This window comes from Novosphingobium umbonatum (assembly GCF_004005905.1).
Lineage (GTDB): Bacteria > Pseudomonadota > Alphaproteobacteria > Sphingomonadales > Sphingomonadaceae > Novosphingobium > Novosphingobium umbonatum.
In genome coordinates, this window is the sequence record NZ_SACO01000007.1 from 60,811 (window position 1) to 74,585 (window position 13,775).

A 13,775-nucleotide genomic window follows, 5' to 3' on the forward strand; every position below is an offset into this window, starting at 1 on the left:
GGCAAGCTGGCCGGGCGCTTGTGCAAGGATGCGCGGTGCCCCCAATTTTGCGGCGGGCCAGCCCACCACAAAATCGGCTCCCCCACGCCCCGCTGGCGCGGCGTCAACCGGGGTCCGTCCGCGCTTTTTGGTCGCATCGCTGTTGCCAAAAACCGGTTCCCACTTTTTGGCGCGATGCTCCGGCGCTCCCGGCTTCCCGGCCAACGTCCCTGACAAGCTGGTCCAGCTCGCCCTCTGACCTCCCGTCATCACGAAGATGACGAACAAGAAGCCTTCTGGAGGTCACCATGACGCAAGCATTCGCCAACTTTGAAGCCCCCTCTGCCTTTTACCGCGAGCAGATCGAAGTCCCCGGCTTTGACACCGCCTTCACCGAGCAGGGCAGTATGGCGCAACTATCCGTCCACGACGAACCCGTCGCCACCGACATGCCCGACCCGCAGGCCGCGCGCGGCGCGATGGAAATGGTGATCGGCACCGTCTTTGACCTCTTCCATGGCACTCGCATGGAGGAATTCGGCCAGGACATCGTCTGGGGCATCGTCAACAGCTTCCACGTCACCTCGCAGCGCATCGAGAAGCGGGAAGATGAAGCCACCAAGAAGCTGGGCGACATGGCCCGCGCCTTTGACCCTTCTGAAATCTACGCCGTCGAACTGGAAGAGACGCAGCGCATTGCCCAGACGCTGATGGACTGCCGCGAGGCCATGGAGGCCATGCGCGACTACGCCGGTGAGATCTACCGCGTCGAAACCGGTCGCCCGTTCTCTTGCCTGAAAGGCACCCGCGTGTCCTCCGGCCTGACCGCAAGCCAGATCGACGCCCGCGACTTCCTCGCCGCCCGCGCAGCCAAGCGCCGCGAAGACCACGCGCCCACTGGCCCGGTGGTGATCTTCTCCGGCGGCACCGACTGGCACGACCACGAACTGCTTTGGCAGGCGCTCGACGAGACCCACACCCGCGTGCCCCACATGATCCTCGCCACCACAGCCCAGCACAAAGGCTGCGACCAGATCGCCCACGCCTGGGCCGCCGCGCGCGGCGTCAAGACCGTCCGCTTCACCCTCAACCGGGCACTGGGCAAGCGCGCAGGCTTCGTCCGTAACGAGCAACTGATGAACCTCAAGCCGGTCCACGCCATCGTCTGCGAAGGCTCGGGACTCCAGTCCAACCTCTTGAGCCGCGTGCGTGAGGCGAACCTGCCCCACCATGCCTTCGCCCAGCGTCACCAGCGCATCGCTGCCTGACGTTTCGGAGGGCGCCGCTTCCGCGGCGTCCTCCTTCTATTTTTCCGATGGCAGGAGGCACGCGGACGTAGAGGTGGGACAAGCCCACCTCATGCCGCGCGCCTGTTGGAAACGGCGAGAAACACGAAGCTGGCCACAAACCCACATTTGCGGTAATGATGGATCGTTGTAATCGCCAAGAGGTCGTCATGAGCCGCCTGACCATCGACATTACCAGCCAACAGCACCAAAGCCTGAAGGCACTGGCTGCCCTTCAAGGTAAGACGATCAAGCAATATGCGCTCGAACGCCTGTTCCCCGCTGATGCCAGCGGCGATCAGGCTTGGCGCGAATTGCAGGTGCTGCTGGGCGAACGCATCGAGCAGGGCTTGGCCGGACAGACCTCGGCGCTGAGCATCAGTGCCATCGTTGATGAGGAATTGGGCACGGGCCAAGCCTCTTGAGCCACGCCTATGTTCTGACTGCGGCGGCCGAGGCTGATGTCCGGTCGATCATCCGTTACACGCGCCAGCAATGGGGCGAGGCGCAAGTCCGCGCCTATATGGCCAAAATCGAGCAAGGCATCGCTCGTCTCGCGCAAGGCTTGGGCTCTTACCGTGACATGAGCGATATGCATCCCGGCCTGCGGATGGGCCGCTGTGAGCATCACTATGCCTTCTGCCTTGAACGCGACATCGATCCACCGCTGATTGTCGCCATCCTGCATGAGCGGATGGACCTCATTCAGCGGCTCGGCGACCGGCTCTCATTGACTTGAATTGCCATGATGCAGATGGCTGGTCGGCGACTGGGCAGCGGCCAAGAACCCGGTGATCGGCAGCCTTTGCCAAGCATCCACGATCAATCTTAAATGCCCAGTTCCTGAAGGGAGCAGCAGCACACCGAACGCGGAGGACCGCTCAGTGAAGGGGTGGGCTATGGCTAGATAATTCATTTAAAAACAATAGTATGCTTGTTGTATTCCGCCTCCGGAATTGCAAAAATGCGAATTCCGTCGGTAGAATAATAGGCCATGAGTAGGCCTATGTCGAGGCCTTCAATACATAAAGCATTGATATTCATATGAATTGCCATTCCGCAGGTGGAATGGTCATTCCGTCATCATTCCGGCTACGGAAGGCCACCCGCTTGCGCAAGGTCCGTCAGCAAGCTAAACATCGTCCTGCGATAACCGGACCAGGCTTCTCCTTGTGAGGAGCCGTTGTGACCAAACTGATCCAATGCGGCTTGAGCGTCAGCCCGCCGCAATACGAGCGCATCAAACGGCTCGCCCAGCAACACGGCCGTCGTCAGTCCGAGTGCATTCGCTCGATGATCGACTTTGCCCTGCCGCTGTTTGAACTGGGCCAGAAGGTCGATTTCGCCCGGCTGATCACCATGCTCGAGTTCAACACGCTCGCTCTCGACACGCTGGTGCAGAAGGCTGCGCCTGATGAGGCAGACCGCCTGCTCGACCTCGCCATCGAACATGCGCAGACCTACCATGGCGCGTGATGGGGATATCCGTTTCGACCGACGCCCCGTGGCGGTCGAGCATGAATCGGCGCGCGGCGAGATCGTTCGCAACGTCGGGGCCTTCACCCGTGGGTCGCAGCTTATCCGGCTGCGCTACATGATGATGATGGAGGGTCTGCGCTGGCCGATCCTGGCAGCGGTCCTCAGCTTCAGCCTCCTATTAGTCATTCTGCTGGCGCTGCTGATGCGCGAGCATGAGGTTCAGCTTGTTGAGATGCGCCTCTTCGCCGACCTTTGGGATCTGGTCGATCTCGATCCAGGCCATAGCGTCAACCTGACTTTGCCGGACGACAGCGTGGTGCCGATGACCATCGGCGACGTGCCCGACTATCCCGATGTCGCGCAGGCCTGGACCAAATTCGTCCGATGCATGGTCGTGGCTCTGGCCGGTTCGCTGTTCTTCAGTGGCCCGCTGGCGACCTGGTTTGTCCGCCTATCGCAGAGAATAGGCGTCGACATCCTAAAGGAGCGCCACGAGCGCGGTGCCATGCTGGTCAGCGCCGCGGTGCTGACGGGCGAGATTGATGCACATAATGCTGCCGAATTCGACGCCGAATTGGCCGAGAGACACCCCACTATGGCTGCCGACCGCGTGGCTCGCGCCACCATCGCCGAGCGCGTCGCTTTGGGGCTGCATGTGCCCTATGCCATGGCAGGGATCGCCTATCCCTGGCGGCTTGAACAGACCCACGCCATGCTGATCGGCACCACTGGCGCGGGCAAGACGACGCAGCTTCGCAAGCTGGTAACCGAGGCGCGCGAGCGCGGCCAGCGCTGCGTGGTCTTCGACCTCACGGGTGCCTTTGTCGAAGCTTTCTATGAGGAAGGGCGCGACCACATCCTCAACCCGATGGACCAGCGCTGCCCGCCTTGGACTATCTTCAACGATTGCCAGAACTATGCCGATTACATCTCGGCTGCCGCGGCACTGATCCCCAGTGACGGCGGCAATGCCGAACCGTTTTGGGCCATGGCGGCGCGCACGCTCTTTGTCGAAATGTGCGTGAAACTCGCGGCGTCGGGCGAGACCACCAATGGCGCAATAGCCCATCACCTTATGTCTGCCGACCTCAAGGCCGTTCACGCCAAGCTCGCCAACACCATCGCTAGCCCGCTGACTGCCACCGAGGCGGCGCGAATGGCGGAATCCATCCGCGCCGTGTTCAACACCAATGCCCAGGCGATCAGATTCCTGCCTGATCCAGTGCCGGGAGAGCGGCCACCGTTCTCGATCCGGCGCTGGGTGCAAGAGGAGCCGGTTCCGGGTTCGATCCTGTTCATCACCTCGACCCATACCGATCTGACGCTCAACCGCGCGCTTCTCACCCTTTGGATGGATCTGGCGGTCAATGCACTGATGGGAATGCCGCGCACTCGCGATTTGCGCATGTGGTATCTCTTCGACGAGGTCCACGCGCTCCACCGGATGCCGGCGATTGAGCATGGCTTGCAGACCGCTCGCGGCTTCGGCGGGGCCTTCGTGCTTGGGATGCACAGCTTCGACAAGCTGGCGGAAACCTATGGCGAGGAAGGCGCGATCAACCTTGCCTCGCTGGCACGCACCAAGCTGATCCTCGCCACCGCTGACAAAAACACCGCCGAGGTTTGCTCGAACTTCATCGGCTTTCGCGAGGTGCGGGAGACCGATGAGGCCTATTCGATCGGCGCGAGCCGGTCACGCGATGCGGCCACCATCACTCCGCGCACCGAGGTCAAGCCGCTCGTCATCCCCGATGACATCATGAACCTGCCCTCGCTCCACGGCTATGTGAAGTTTCCCGAGGGCTTTCCGGCAGCACGCATCCGCCTTGTCTGGCGCGACTATCCCAAAATCGCCGAACCCTTCCTGCGCAAGAGCGATATGCAATTGGCTGCCTACGCTCCTCCGGGTGAAGGCGATGAAGAAGCCGCTGGCGGTGATGGTGGGCCAGCGCCTGTCGTTGGGTCAGCCGAGCGGGCGATGGCCGAGCCCGAGACCGAACAAGATGCTCGGCAAGAGGATGCCGAACGCCAGCCAATCGATGGGATCGATCCCCGCGAGATGACGACAGCGGAGGTCCAGGCCGATACGCGCGCAGAAGGGAAATCCCAGACCAAGGCAGAGGACGACGCGCCTGCCAATGCCAAAGATGCTGGCAATCTGCGCGACAGCTTACGCCGCCCGCGTTCGGCGCCGATGCGGGATGGAGCCGTTTCAACGCGCGAGGAGAAGGGCAGGGACGAGCAATCCTCATTGATGAAGCCCAACGTCCATTCCTCGCCCCAACGCCGCGAACAGCAGATCACCATCGAGGAGCGGACCGGCCAGTCCTTCACCGATCCGGCCGAGAAACACAGCCATCGTGCGGCCCGAGAGGATCATGAGGCATCGCCCGATCTTGGCGATGACATGGATATGGGGCTCTGACCCGTGCTCTCGGTTGCATCTGTGCGTTCCGCGGGCGGCGCTGCAAACTATTTTGCCAAGGATGACTATTACGTTGGCGAGCACGCCAGCGAGGTCAGTGGCTGGGGTGGAAACGGCGCCGCCGAACTCGGCCTTTCCGGTGAGGTAGAGAAAAAGGCCTTCGAGGATCTCCTCAAGGGCCGCTTACCCGACGGTGAGCAAGTCGGTGATCCCGAAAGGCGCAGAGCGGGTATTGACCTGACGTTCTCCATGCCAAAATCCGCCAGTGTCCTTGCCTATGTCGCAGGAGATGAGCGCCTGCTCGCCGCCCACATGCAGGCGGTTCGTCAGACGATGGGGTGGGTCGAGAAGACCTTCGCCGAGGGGCGGTCCTATGTGGACAATCCCAAAGGCGATCCCATCCGTACCGGGCATCTGACCTATGCCTTGTTCCAGCATGACACGAGCCGCAAGCTCGACCCGCAGGCGCATATCCATGTGGTCATCGCCAATCTGACCAAGGTTGCAGGCAACTGGCAGGCCCTGTTCAACGACGAACTCTGGAAGAACAATTCCCTGATCGGCAGCGTCTATCACGCATCCTTGCGGGCGATCGTCGAAGAACTCGGCTATCAGACCCTTCAGACCGGAAAGCACGGCCAGTTCGAGATCGAGGGCATTCCCAAGGACATTCTCACGGCCTTCAGCCAGCGGCGCGAGGACATTCTTGCCAAGGCATCAGACCTTGGGCGCGATGGCCGAAATCCCGAACTGATGCGCGAGATCACCAAGCGCACCCGCGATGACAAGATCAATCTGGACGACCGCGATGGTCTTCGCGCGGAGTGGGGGGAGCGGGCTGCGGCGTTGGGGTTTGATGGCAAGGCCGTCGTTACCGAGGCCGAGGCGAGGGTGGGGCTGGCAGCGCGTAGGCCTTTCGGGGCCGGGGCTGTGCGCCATGTGATGGAAGCAGCGGCCGGTTGGGGAGAAGCGCTGCGTGAATGGCTCAAGCCTGGAGATCCGTTGCTCACGCGGGGCTTGGCGCGGTTGGGACTGTCCTCCGCTGAAATCGGCGCCGAAATGGCGGTCGCTTCTGCGGTTCGCATCTTGGGGCAACGTGAGGCAGCCTTTCCGATCCACGAGGTCTCCCGTACAGCGCTGAATCTGGGGCTTTCAGGTGTGACCATCGAGCATGTCGAGGCGCGAGTCCAGGCTCTCGCGCACAAGGGCCTTCTGATCTTTGGCAGTGTGGGTCGACCCGACGGGACCACCACCCATGTCACGACACCCGAGCATATCGCGCAAGAGAGGCGCTTGCTTGAAGGGCTCGATGCCGGGCGGGGAAACGCACCGATAGTTCTCCCTGCAGATCAGGCCGCCATCCGCCTCCAGCAGCAAGCCGGTTCGCGACCGCTCAATGAGGAGCAGTTGGGCGCCGGCATCATGGCGCTGTCGAGCAGCGACCGTGTTGTGGTGATCCAGGGTGTGGCCGGGGCAGGCAAGACCACGCTCGTTTCGACACTGGCGCAAGTTGCTCGAGGCGAGGGGCGGCAGGTGCTTGGCCTTGCGCAGGCTAATACCATGGTGGAGATGTTGAAAAGCGAGGCGAGAATCGAGGCCCGGACAGTCTCGTCTTTCGTGAACCAGCATCTGCGTGCGGCTTTGGCAGGCCAAGGGGCAGGCTTTGACGCATCCCGCGCCATGCTCAAGGGCACAATGCTGATCCTCGATGAGGCCTCGCTCGTAGCGAACAAGCCGATGAATGATCTGGTGACCATCGCCAATCGACTGGGGGTGGATCGACTGGTGATGATCGGAGATCGTGCGCAGTTGCAGCCGATCGATGCCGGCAAGGCCTTCACCCTGATCCAGCAGCACCGGCCCGCACTGACCGAACTTCAGACCAGCCAGCGGCAAAGGACGGAGAGCATGAAAGCGGTCGCTGCGCTCACCCGATCGGGCCATTTCGCGTCTGCCTTCAAGGTTATGGGGGATCGCGTTGTAAGTGCAGGGAGTGATTTTCGGGAAGCGGCAGCCCGCAAGTGGCTGGAACTATCGGCTGAGGACCGTGAGCGAACCGCGCTCTATGCCTCCGGCCGTGAGAGCCGCGCAGTGCTCAATGCGCTGGTACAGGAAGGCCTGAAGGCCGAGGGTTCGCTCAGCGGAGAGGGTATGGCCATCACCCGCCTTGAAAGCCTTCATCTCACCCGCGAGGAATTGCGCTTCGCCCAGAATTATCGGACCGGCCAGGTTCTGGAAGTGATCGGTAAGCATCGGCCCGCTGGTTTGGATGCTGGCACCTATGAAGTGACCCGCGTTTCTACCAAGGGTGTCGTCAGCCTGCGCGATAGCGAAGGGCGGACCATCAAGTTCAGGCCTGATCGCCTTGATCCCAGCGACAAGCATGACAGCCTGACTCTCTCCCAGCGCGAGAACCTGGTCCTTTATGAAGGCGATCGCATTCGCTGGACTGCCAATGACAAGCAGCGGGGTTTGCTCAATTCCGCTGAGGCGCGGGTTGTCACCATCACACGTGAGGGTGTGGAGATGCGGACAGGTGAAGGTGTGAACATGTTGCTGCCGCATGGCGACAAGATGCTCTCACGCCTCGGCCTCGCTTACGCAATCAATATGCATCAGGCGCAGGGCATGACGACCGACAATGGCATCGGCGTCATGCATTCTGCCGAGCGCCATCTCTCCAACCAACGCCTGACCCATGTGATGGCCACCCGCGTTCGCGACGAGCTGACCGTCTTCACTGACGATCGCGCCGCCCTGCTGCGCGCGGTCGAGAGCAACGCTGGGGACAAGGCCAGCGCGCTTGAACATGTCGGCAGGGCTCCAAGCGCAGCATCACCAGACGGCCGAGGCCGAGGCGAAGGGACGCCGGCAAGTGCAGGTGATGGCGCGCGCAATGTTACTTTCGCGATCGATCCTGCGACGATCCGCAGCCGACTAGGTCGGCAAGCATCGCCTGTGCCTCAGCCTGAGCAGCCCACCATCGGCCCGGAAAAATCGATGGAGTTGGGACTCTGACCCGGGCCGGCGTCATGTCGGCCGCTCTTCCGCGGGCGGGGCCTCACCATGGGGAATGGCCTCACGCCTGCTCAACTCTGGGCAGTGTTCTCACTGATGCAAAGGATGATTTATGCGGATTTCTGCAAAAGACACGATTTGTGGCCTGCGTCCGGCGAAACTCAAGGACCTGTTTGCCAGGAATGATTTCAGCACACTGCGTGCTGCCAAGAAGCTGGGTATAGATGTGCGTCAGGCGAGCGAGACGCTGATTGCCTTGTGTGAAGCAGGTTGGATTTGTTTCAACGGCACACGCGATTATATCGACCATTGGATGGTCTCTGACCGGGGCCACCGGCTCCTTGCAACGCCGCTTGTGCCGCGCTTTCCGCGTGAGGAAGGTCGCCGCATTGTGGACGAAGTGATTGAAATGGCGAGAGCCATCAACAGTGAACCGGAGCGTTCTCGGCGGATCAAGGAGATCCGGCTCTTTGGCAGTGTGCTCACTGGTTCGTACGATGAAACCGTTGGCGATGTTGATATGGTGGTGCTGGTTGAACGGCGCGTCCTGCCCAGCGATGTCTTTAAGGAACTGGAACATGCCGAATGCAAGGAGGCGCCTGTGGGCATGGACTATGTCGACCAGCTCTTCTGGTCCCGCAAGCAGATCCTGCGACGCTTGAAAAAGGTGTCCCGCAAGCTTTCCCTTCATGACGAGGATGACCTGCGCGCGCTCAATGCACCTTATCAGATGGTCTATGCCTATGACGTCGAGAAGGAGCGTGAAGTGCCCTTCGATACCGCGGTAAAAGAGGCAGAATTCTCAACTGATACTGCTGAAACGGCGAGCGATTTCAACTGGCTCGCCAAGCGCCATGGAGACAGAATCGATTTTCCGGAAATGCCTGCCAAGGCGCCTAGAGAGGCCTATGTCAGTGCGAGCGCATTACAACAGGCGTTGCATATGTGGCTGCGCGGTGCGCCGATCGAACTGATCGCCAAGACTGTCGGCATGTCCAAATCCGGCGTGTCGGCTTATCTGGCCAGTTGCCATTCACGACGGCCCGTCGATTTCAAATTCGACAGCAGTTTTCGGGCAACGGTGAGCCAGGCACTGGAGCCACAGCGTGATTACTGGATTGGCGTTAAACTCGACGTTTTGGCACCCCGGCAAGTCATGATCGAAGTCAATGCTAAACGATCGGACAACCGGAGCATTGTCGGCAATGCCCGCCTTGGCGTGAACCACGATATCGTTTGCGAGGGCGATAGCCGCATATTCCCAACGCTTGTGAAGATCGTCGACTTCGCGTTGCGCTGGTACAGGCATATGGGCAAGCACTTCGGCGAGTTGCGCTGCATGGTCTCGACCGCCTTTTCTCCAGAGGACAAGCCCGAGTCTCTGGTCGCGCCATGGCCCATCGAATTTGGCATTCTGGAGCCTTCGATGGATGAGGCTTTGCGCAAGCGAGTCTCGGTCGCAACCATGGCATCGCCTGCAATGCTCGAGCTTACCATGACTGAGCGGATCCAGATCAAACAGTATGAGGAACGGGGCAGCCATTTCTTCAAAACCCGCAGCATCCTCGGGCGTGAAGCAAGGAAGCTGGCGTCGCTGGCACATACCATCGCCGCCAAGCGGCGACCGATGGCTGGTCTCGATGAAACGCTACGATTCTATCATTACATCGAGCCTGCCCGCCAAGCCTCCTAACCCAAGCTGGTGGAGGTCAGTTTTCGGCAGGGACGAACCTGGCCTCCATTGGATCATACCGAACCTGTGTGACGCTTCCGTCACTGATCCGGGAGATCAGGTCGTCGATCGCCTGGAACGGGATCAGGAACCATTCGCGCGGCTGGACGGTCCGGCCGAAGCGATCACCGGCAGCCAGGTCAAGCCGGGCCGCCGCCAAGGCTTTATGGATTAGGCCCTCCATTTTGGTGCGGTTTATGTTGAAGAGCTGGTATTCGGCGACAACCTCGACATCAGCCAGCAGGAAGGTCGGGTCATTGCGCGCATTGGCCACACGATGCGCGACGCTCTGGCCTGTCACGCCGATCTTATGGATCAGTTCCCGGTGCTCGGCGACATAGGGGTGGGCCGACTTGCTGCGCAGGACGTAAATCGTCCCACTGGCTAGATCATCAGGCTCGGCCACATCGCCAAACAGCGGGCCTGCACTCAAGTCTGTGATACGCCGCGCAGTCTCATCGCGATAGAGCGCCTTTTGGAACGACCGGGCCAGCATGGTGACTTCGGTGCCATTGTCATAGATGACTCGCACGCGCCGATCCTTGCGTTCGTAATCCGTGACAAATTCATCAGATGTATCGGCGATCATGGCCATCTGCCCGGCCACAATGAAAAGCTTGCCAGGATGAATCTCGGCAAGGGTAACCTCGGTCTGGTCAATCACCTTGGCCTGTCGCGCACCCTTTGCCAGTTCGGCCTGCACCCTGTCAAATTGCGGCTTGAAGGTCTCGAAATCCTCGCACTTTTCGCGATTGGCGATTTCTTCGGCTGCGCGCTTTTCTGCACGGGGAGGCACGTGGCGCAACTGGGTGATGTCGTCAGATGCTCCGGGAGCAATGCCAAGTTCCGCTAGCAGGGCATCGTCGCCCAATTCTTGGGGCGCTGCGGCTTCTTGGCCATTGCCATCCAGTAGGCCCTCACGATCAAGACTGGCCAGCAATTCGCGCGCTTCCGGAAGGCTGCGCAGGCGGTCTAGCCGCACCGCATAGAGGCGCTCGAAAATGTCACGGTCATCGCCGTGTCTTGGCAAATGCCCATGCTCAGCCACAAAGCGCTGGATGTCCTCAAAGCCAGCAATGATCCGCTCCTGAAGCGGCGTCAGTGCGCGCTTGGGTTCAGGTGCCGTCTCGACGCCGAGTTCGGCCAACAGTTCAAGATCGCTCAGCTCAGCCATCGGCCGCTGCCTTTGCCGCATGGCGTTGCAGGAACGCGATGCCTTCGGCCATCTTGCGCTCCCAGGCGTCCTGCGCGGTCAGCGAGGGCAGGCGTCCTCGCTCACGCTTGAATTCCAGCGCGCGTTCGGCCAGCATTCGTGCGTCTTCATAGGTTAGCTTTTCTTTCTTGGCGTTGATGATCGCCTGCACCTGAATCAGGGTCTTTTCATCCATCGCCTTGGCCAGCACGGCATAGGTCGCGTCGAACGGATTGACCCGGTCGATCAGGTCGATGTCGAGATCAGTAACGCTCAGCGCAAATTTGCGCACACCGTCGATGAAGGCGGTGCTGCCCGTAAACTCTCCATCAACCACATCGCCGACCATGGCAGCTTTGGCCTGCTGGGTCAGGGTTAGGGCGGCAATGGCGTGCTGACGAACCGCCTCCTGATCTTCGTCACTCAATTCAGGAAACTTTTCGCGGATGATCTTGCCCATTTTCAACTGGGTCAGCTCTTCGGGCACCACCTCGGTGTCGAACATTCCGCGCTCGAGAATGGATTTGTCCTGCACAAAGCTGGCGATCACTTCGTTCAGATCCTCGCGGCAGATTCGCGTTGCCTCGATGCTGGTTGGCAGCTTGAGGCCCTTGATTTCGAAATGCATCTGGCCCTGTGAATTGACGCCAATGTTGGTGGCGCCTTCCTGATAGCCATCAGGGCCATATTCAAAACCGGGCTTGGGGCCAGCATCCTTGGGCGTGAATTCGAAACGGGGCGCCAGCACCTGCTCCATCAGCAGGCTGGCCGCGATCGCCTTCAAGTAATCGTTGATCGCATCCACCACCAGCGGATCGTCCGCAGCCGGTTCCGCGATCAGATTGGTGAAGCGCGCCCGCGTCTTGCCTGGTGCATCGCGGGTGGCCCGGCCGATGATCTGGATGATTTCCGTAAGGCTGGAACGATAGCCGACGGTCAACGCATGCTCGCACCAGATCCAATCGAAACCTTCCTTCGCCATGCCCAGCGCGATGATCACGTCGACAAAGTCCCGGTCGCTGCGCGCAGCGGCGGATTTCAGCGAGGCGACCACGCGGTCGCGCTTGGAGGCATCGTCATCGACCAGATCTGCCACGCGGATCGTCGCGCCGCCCGCAGTCTTGAGCATGTGGAAGCCGGTCTCTGGATCAACACCCTGCCATTCGCCGAGGTGACCCATGATGTCCTCGGCCTCGCGATGCTTGTCCTTCAGGCTTTCGCGCGAATTGACTGAGGGAATGTGGACGATCGTCTTGACGGTCGGATCCAGCAGCGCCGAGATCTTATCGGTGTAGGGACCGGTGTAGAAGCTGTAGCCGATGTCCAGCACCTTGAGATACTGGTAACCGTTGAGTTGCTCGTAATAGGTGTAGGTGACTGTCTCGAACTTGGCCTCGTCGTCAGGCGCCAGCACGGGGATCGCATCGCCGCGGAAATAGCTGCCGGTCATGGCCACGATATGGGCCTTGTCGCGCCCGATAAGCTGAGCAAGCTGCGCCCCCAGGCGGTTGCCCGCGTCGGCCGAGACATGGTGAAATTCATCGATGGCGATCAGCGCATCGTCGAAAGCCTCGACACCCAATTCGTCAAACGCAAAGCGGAAGGTGGCATGGGTGCAGACCAGCACTCGGGCGTCGCTGGCCAAAAACTCGCCGACCGCCTTCACCTTCGATTTGGCCACCTTGGGATCATCGGCACCCGGCGCGTTGCACAGGTTCCACTGCGGTGCGACTTCCCAATCGGCCCAGAAGCCATGCTTGCTCAGCGGCTCGCTGTTGAAGCTGGCCCCAATCGAGCGTTCCGGCACGCAGACAATGGCCTTTTTCACCCCCTGGTTGGTTAGCTTGTCCAGCGCGATGAACATCAGCGCTCGCGACTTGCCCGAGGCAGGCGGCGACTTGATCAGCAGATATTGCTCGCCGCGCTTGTCAAAGGCACGAGCCTGCATCTCGCGCATACCCAGTTCATTGGGCTTGGCGCTGGCGCCGGTGCCAGCGGGGCGGAATGTGACGGTGGGGATGATGTCGGCATTCTGGGTCATTTGAACAACTCGCTATGGGTTCCGGCGCGCACGAAGACGAGCGTTCCGCCCGGTCCCGCTGTGTCGTCCACTTCGTAGATCAGCAGGAAATCCCCGCCGATATGGCATTCTCTCGTGCCTGCCCATTCGCCTTTCAGCGCGTGGTCTCGCCACTCAGGAGGCAGCGGGGCGTCGTTCGCGATCAGCAGCAGCATGGCCTCTTTGAGCTGGCGCATGTCGTAACGGCCAGACCGCGAGAGACGCTCCCAGTCTTTCCTGAATGCCTTGGCCAAATCGAACGTGCGCGGCAGGGTCGCCGCTTTATCCCTCTTTGCCATCGAGTTCGGCAAACATGGCATCAGGATCGGTAAAGCGGGCGCGGCGCTGGGCGATGATCTCGCGTGCCTCGTCCAGCGCGGCGCGGGTTTCGGCGTTGGGCACCTTCAGCTCCAGCGGGAACGCCTGGTCGACCGCGATCCGGTGGAACAGCAGGCGCACGGCATCGGAAGCCGTCAGCCCCATGGCTGCCAGCGCTTGCGTGGCTTTGGCCTTCAGCTCATTGTCCATGCGGATATGCAGCATGGAGCTTTGAGACGGCACATGAGGTGCGTTCATTGGGAACTCCTGTATCTCAAATGAGAGAT

Annotated in this window: 11 protein-coding genes; 7 read left to right on the plus strand and 4 right to left on the minus strand. The window is 60.8% G+C overall.

Features of this window, described 5'->3' with window-relative positions:
* The first annotated feature begins 287 nt into the window (after positions 1-287).
* From EOE18_RS10715 to EOE18_RS10745, 7 genes are all read left to right on the plus strand, one after another.
* On the plus strand, positions 288-1,247 hold the full coding sequence (locus EOE18_RS10715; RefSeq protein WP_127709322.1) for a DUF2493 domain-containing protein: 960 nt from the start codon (positions 288-290) through the stop codon (positions 1,245-1,247).
* A gap of 188 nt (positions 1,248-1,435) precedes the next feature.
* Complete coding sequence (locus tag EOE18_RS10720) at positions 1,436-1,690, plus strand: antitoxin (RefSeq protein WP_127709324.1); 255 nt, start codon at positions 1,436-1,438, stop codon at positions 1,688-1,690.
* A complete protein-coding gene (locus EOE18_RS10725; RefSeq protein ID WP_127709326.1) occupies positions 1,687-2,004 on the plus strand; it encodes a type II toxin-antitoxin system RelE/ParE family toxin in 318 nt (105 codons plus the stop codon). The genes EOE18_RS10720 and EOE18_RS10725 overlap by 4 nt, the downstream gene beginning before the upstream one ends.
* A 446-nt stretch (positions 2,005-2,450) precedes the next feature.
* A complete protein-coding gene (locus EOE18_RS10730; RefSeq protein WP_127709328.1) occupies positions 2,451-2,741 on the plus strand; it encodes a hypothetical protein in 291 nt (96 codons plus the stop codon).
* Positions 2,731-5,169, plus strand: coding sequence for a type IV secretion system DNA-binding domain-containing protein (locus EOE18_RS10735; RefSeq protein ID WP_127709566.1), 2,439 nt, complete (start codon positions 2,731-2,733; stop codon positions 5,167-5,169). Before EOE18_RS10730 ends, EOE18_RS10735 begins: the two co-directional genes overlap by 11 nt.
* 3 nt (positions 5,170-5,172) lie before the next feature.
* Complete coding sequence (gene mobF / locus EOE18_RS10740) at positions 5,173-8,187, plus strand: MobF family relaxase (RefSeq protein WP_127709330.1); 3,015 nt, start codon at positions 5,173-5,175, stop codon at positions 8,185-8,187.
* Between the two features lie 112 nt (positions 8,188-8,299).
* Positions 8,300-9,880, plus strand: a complete 1,581-nt coding sequence (locus tag EOE18_RS10745; protein ID WP_127709332.1) for a nucleotidyltransferase domain-containing protein — start codon at positions 8,300-8,302, stop codon at positions 9,878-9,880.
* Between the two features lie 16 nt (positions 9,881-9,896).
* Here the strand turns inward: EOE18_RS10745 and EOE18_RS10750 are convergent, their stop codons facing one another.
* From EOE18_RS10750 to EOE18_RS10765, 4 genes are read right to left on the minus strand one after another with little or no spacing between them, the layout of a single operon-like run.
* On the minus strand, positions 9,897-11,093 hold the full coding sequence (locus EOE18_RS10750; protein ID WP_127709334.1) for a GIY-YIG nuclease family protein: 1,197 nt from the start codon (positions 11,091-11,093) through the stop codon (positions 9,897-9,899).
* Positions 11,086-13,152, minus strand: a complete 2,067-nt coding sequence (locus tag EOE18_RS10755; protein ID WP_127709335.1) for a DEAD/DEAH box helicase — start codon at positions 13,150-13,152, stop codon at positions 11,086-11,088. Before EOE18_RS10755 ends, EOE18_RS10750 begins: the two co-directional genes overlap by 8 nt.
* On the minus strand, positions 13,149-13,469 hold the full coding sequence (locus EOE18_RS10760; RefSeq protein WP_127709337.1) for a type II toxin-antitoxin system YafQ family toxin: 321 nt from the start codon (positions 13,467-13,469) through the stop codon (positions 13,149-13,151). The genes EOE18_RS10755 and EOE18_RS10760 overlap by 4 nt, the downstream gene beginning before the upstream one ends.
* The gene (locus EOE18_RS10765; RefSeq protein ID WP_227711292.1) at positions 13,453-13,746 is read right to left on the minus strand and encodes a type II toxin-antitoxin system RelB/DinJ family antitoxin; all 294 of its coding nucleotides are present in this window, start codon (positions 13,744-13,746) and stop codon (positions 13,453-13,455) included. Before EOE18_RS10765 ends, EOE18_RS10760 begins: the two co-directional genes overlap by 17 nt.
* Positions 13,747-13,775 lie beyond the last annotated feature (29 nt).

Coding starts and splice junctions, on each gene's coding strand:
- EOE18_RS10715 (WP_127709322.1), top strand. CDS start 288: ATGACGCAAGCATTCGCCAACTTTGAAGCCCCCTCTGCCTTTTACCGC.
- EOE18_RS10720 (WP_127709324.1), top strand. CDS start 1,436: ATGAGCCGCCTGACCATCGACATTACCAGCCAACAGCACCAAAGCCTG.
- EOE18_RS10735 (WP_127709566.1), top strand. CDS start 2,731: ATGGCGCGTGATGGGGATATCCGTTTCGACCGACGCCCCGTGGCGGTC.
- EOE18_RS10745 (WP_127709332.1), top strand. CDS start 8,300: ATGCGGATTTCTGCAAAAGACACGATTTGTGGCCTGCGTCCGGCGAAA.
- EOE18_RS10750 (WP_127709334.1), bottom strand. CDS start 11,093: ATGGCTGAGCTGAGCGATCTTGAACTGTTGGCCGAACTCGGCGTCGAG.
- EOE18_RS10755 (WP_127709335.1), bottom strand. CDS start 13,152: ATGACCCAGAATGCCGACATCATCCCCACCGTCACATTCCGCCCCGCT.
- EOE18_RS10760 (WP_127709337.1), bottom strand. CDS start 13,469: ATGGCAAAGAGGGATAAAGCGGCGACCCTGCCGCGCACGTTCGATTTG.
- EOE18_RS10765 (WP_227711292.1), bottom strand. CDS start 13,746: ATGAACGCACCTCATGTGCCGTCTCAAAGCTCCATGCTGCATATCCGC.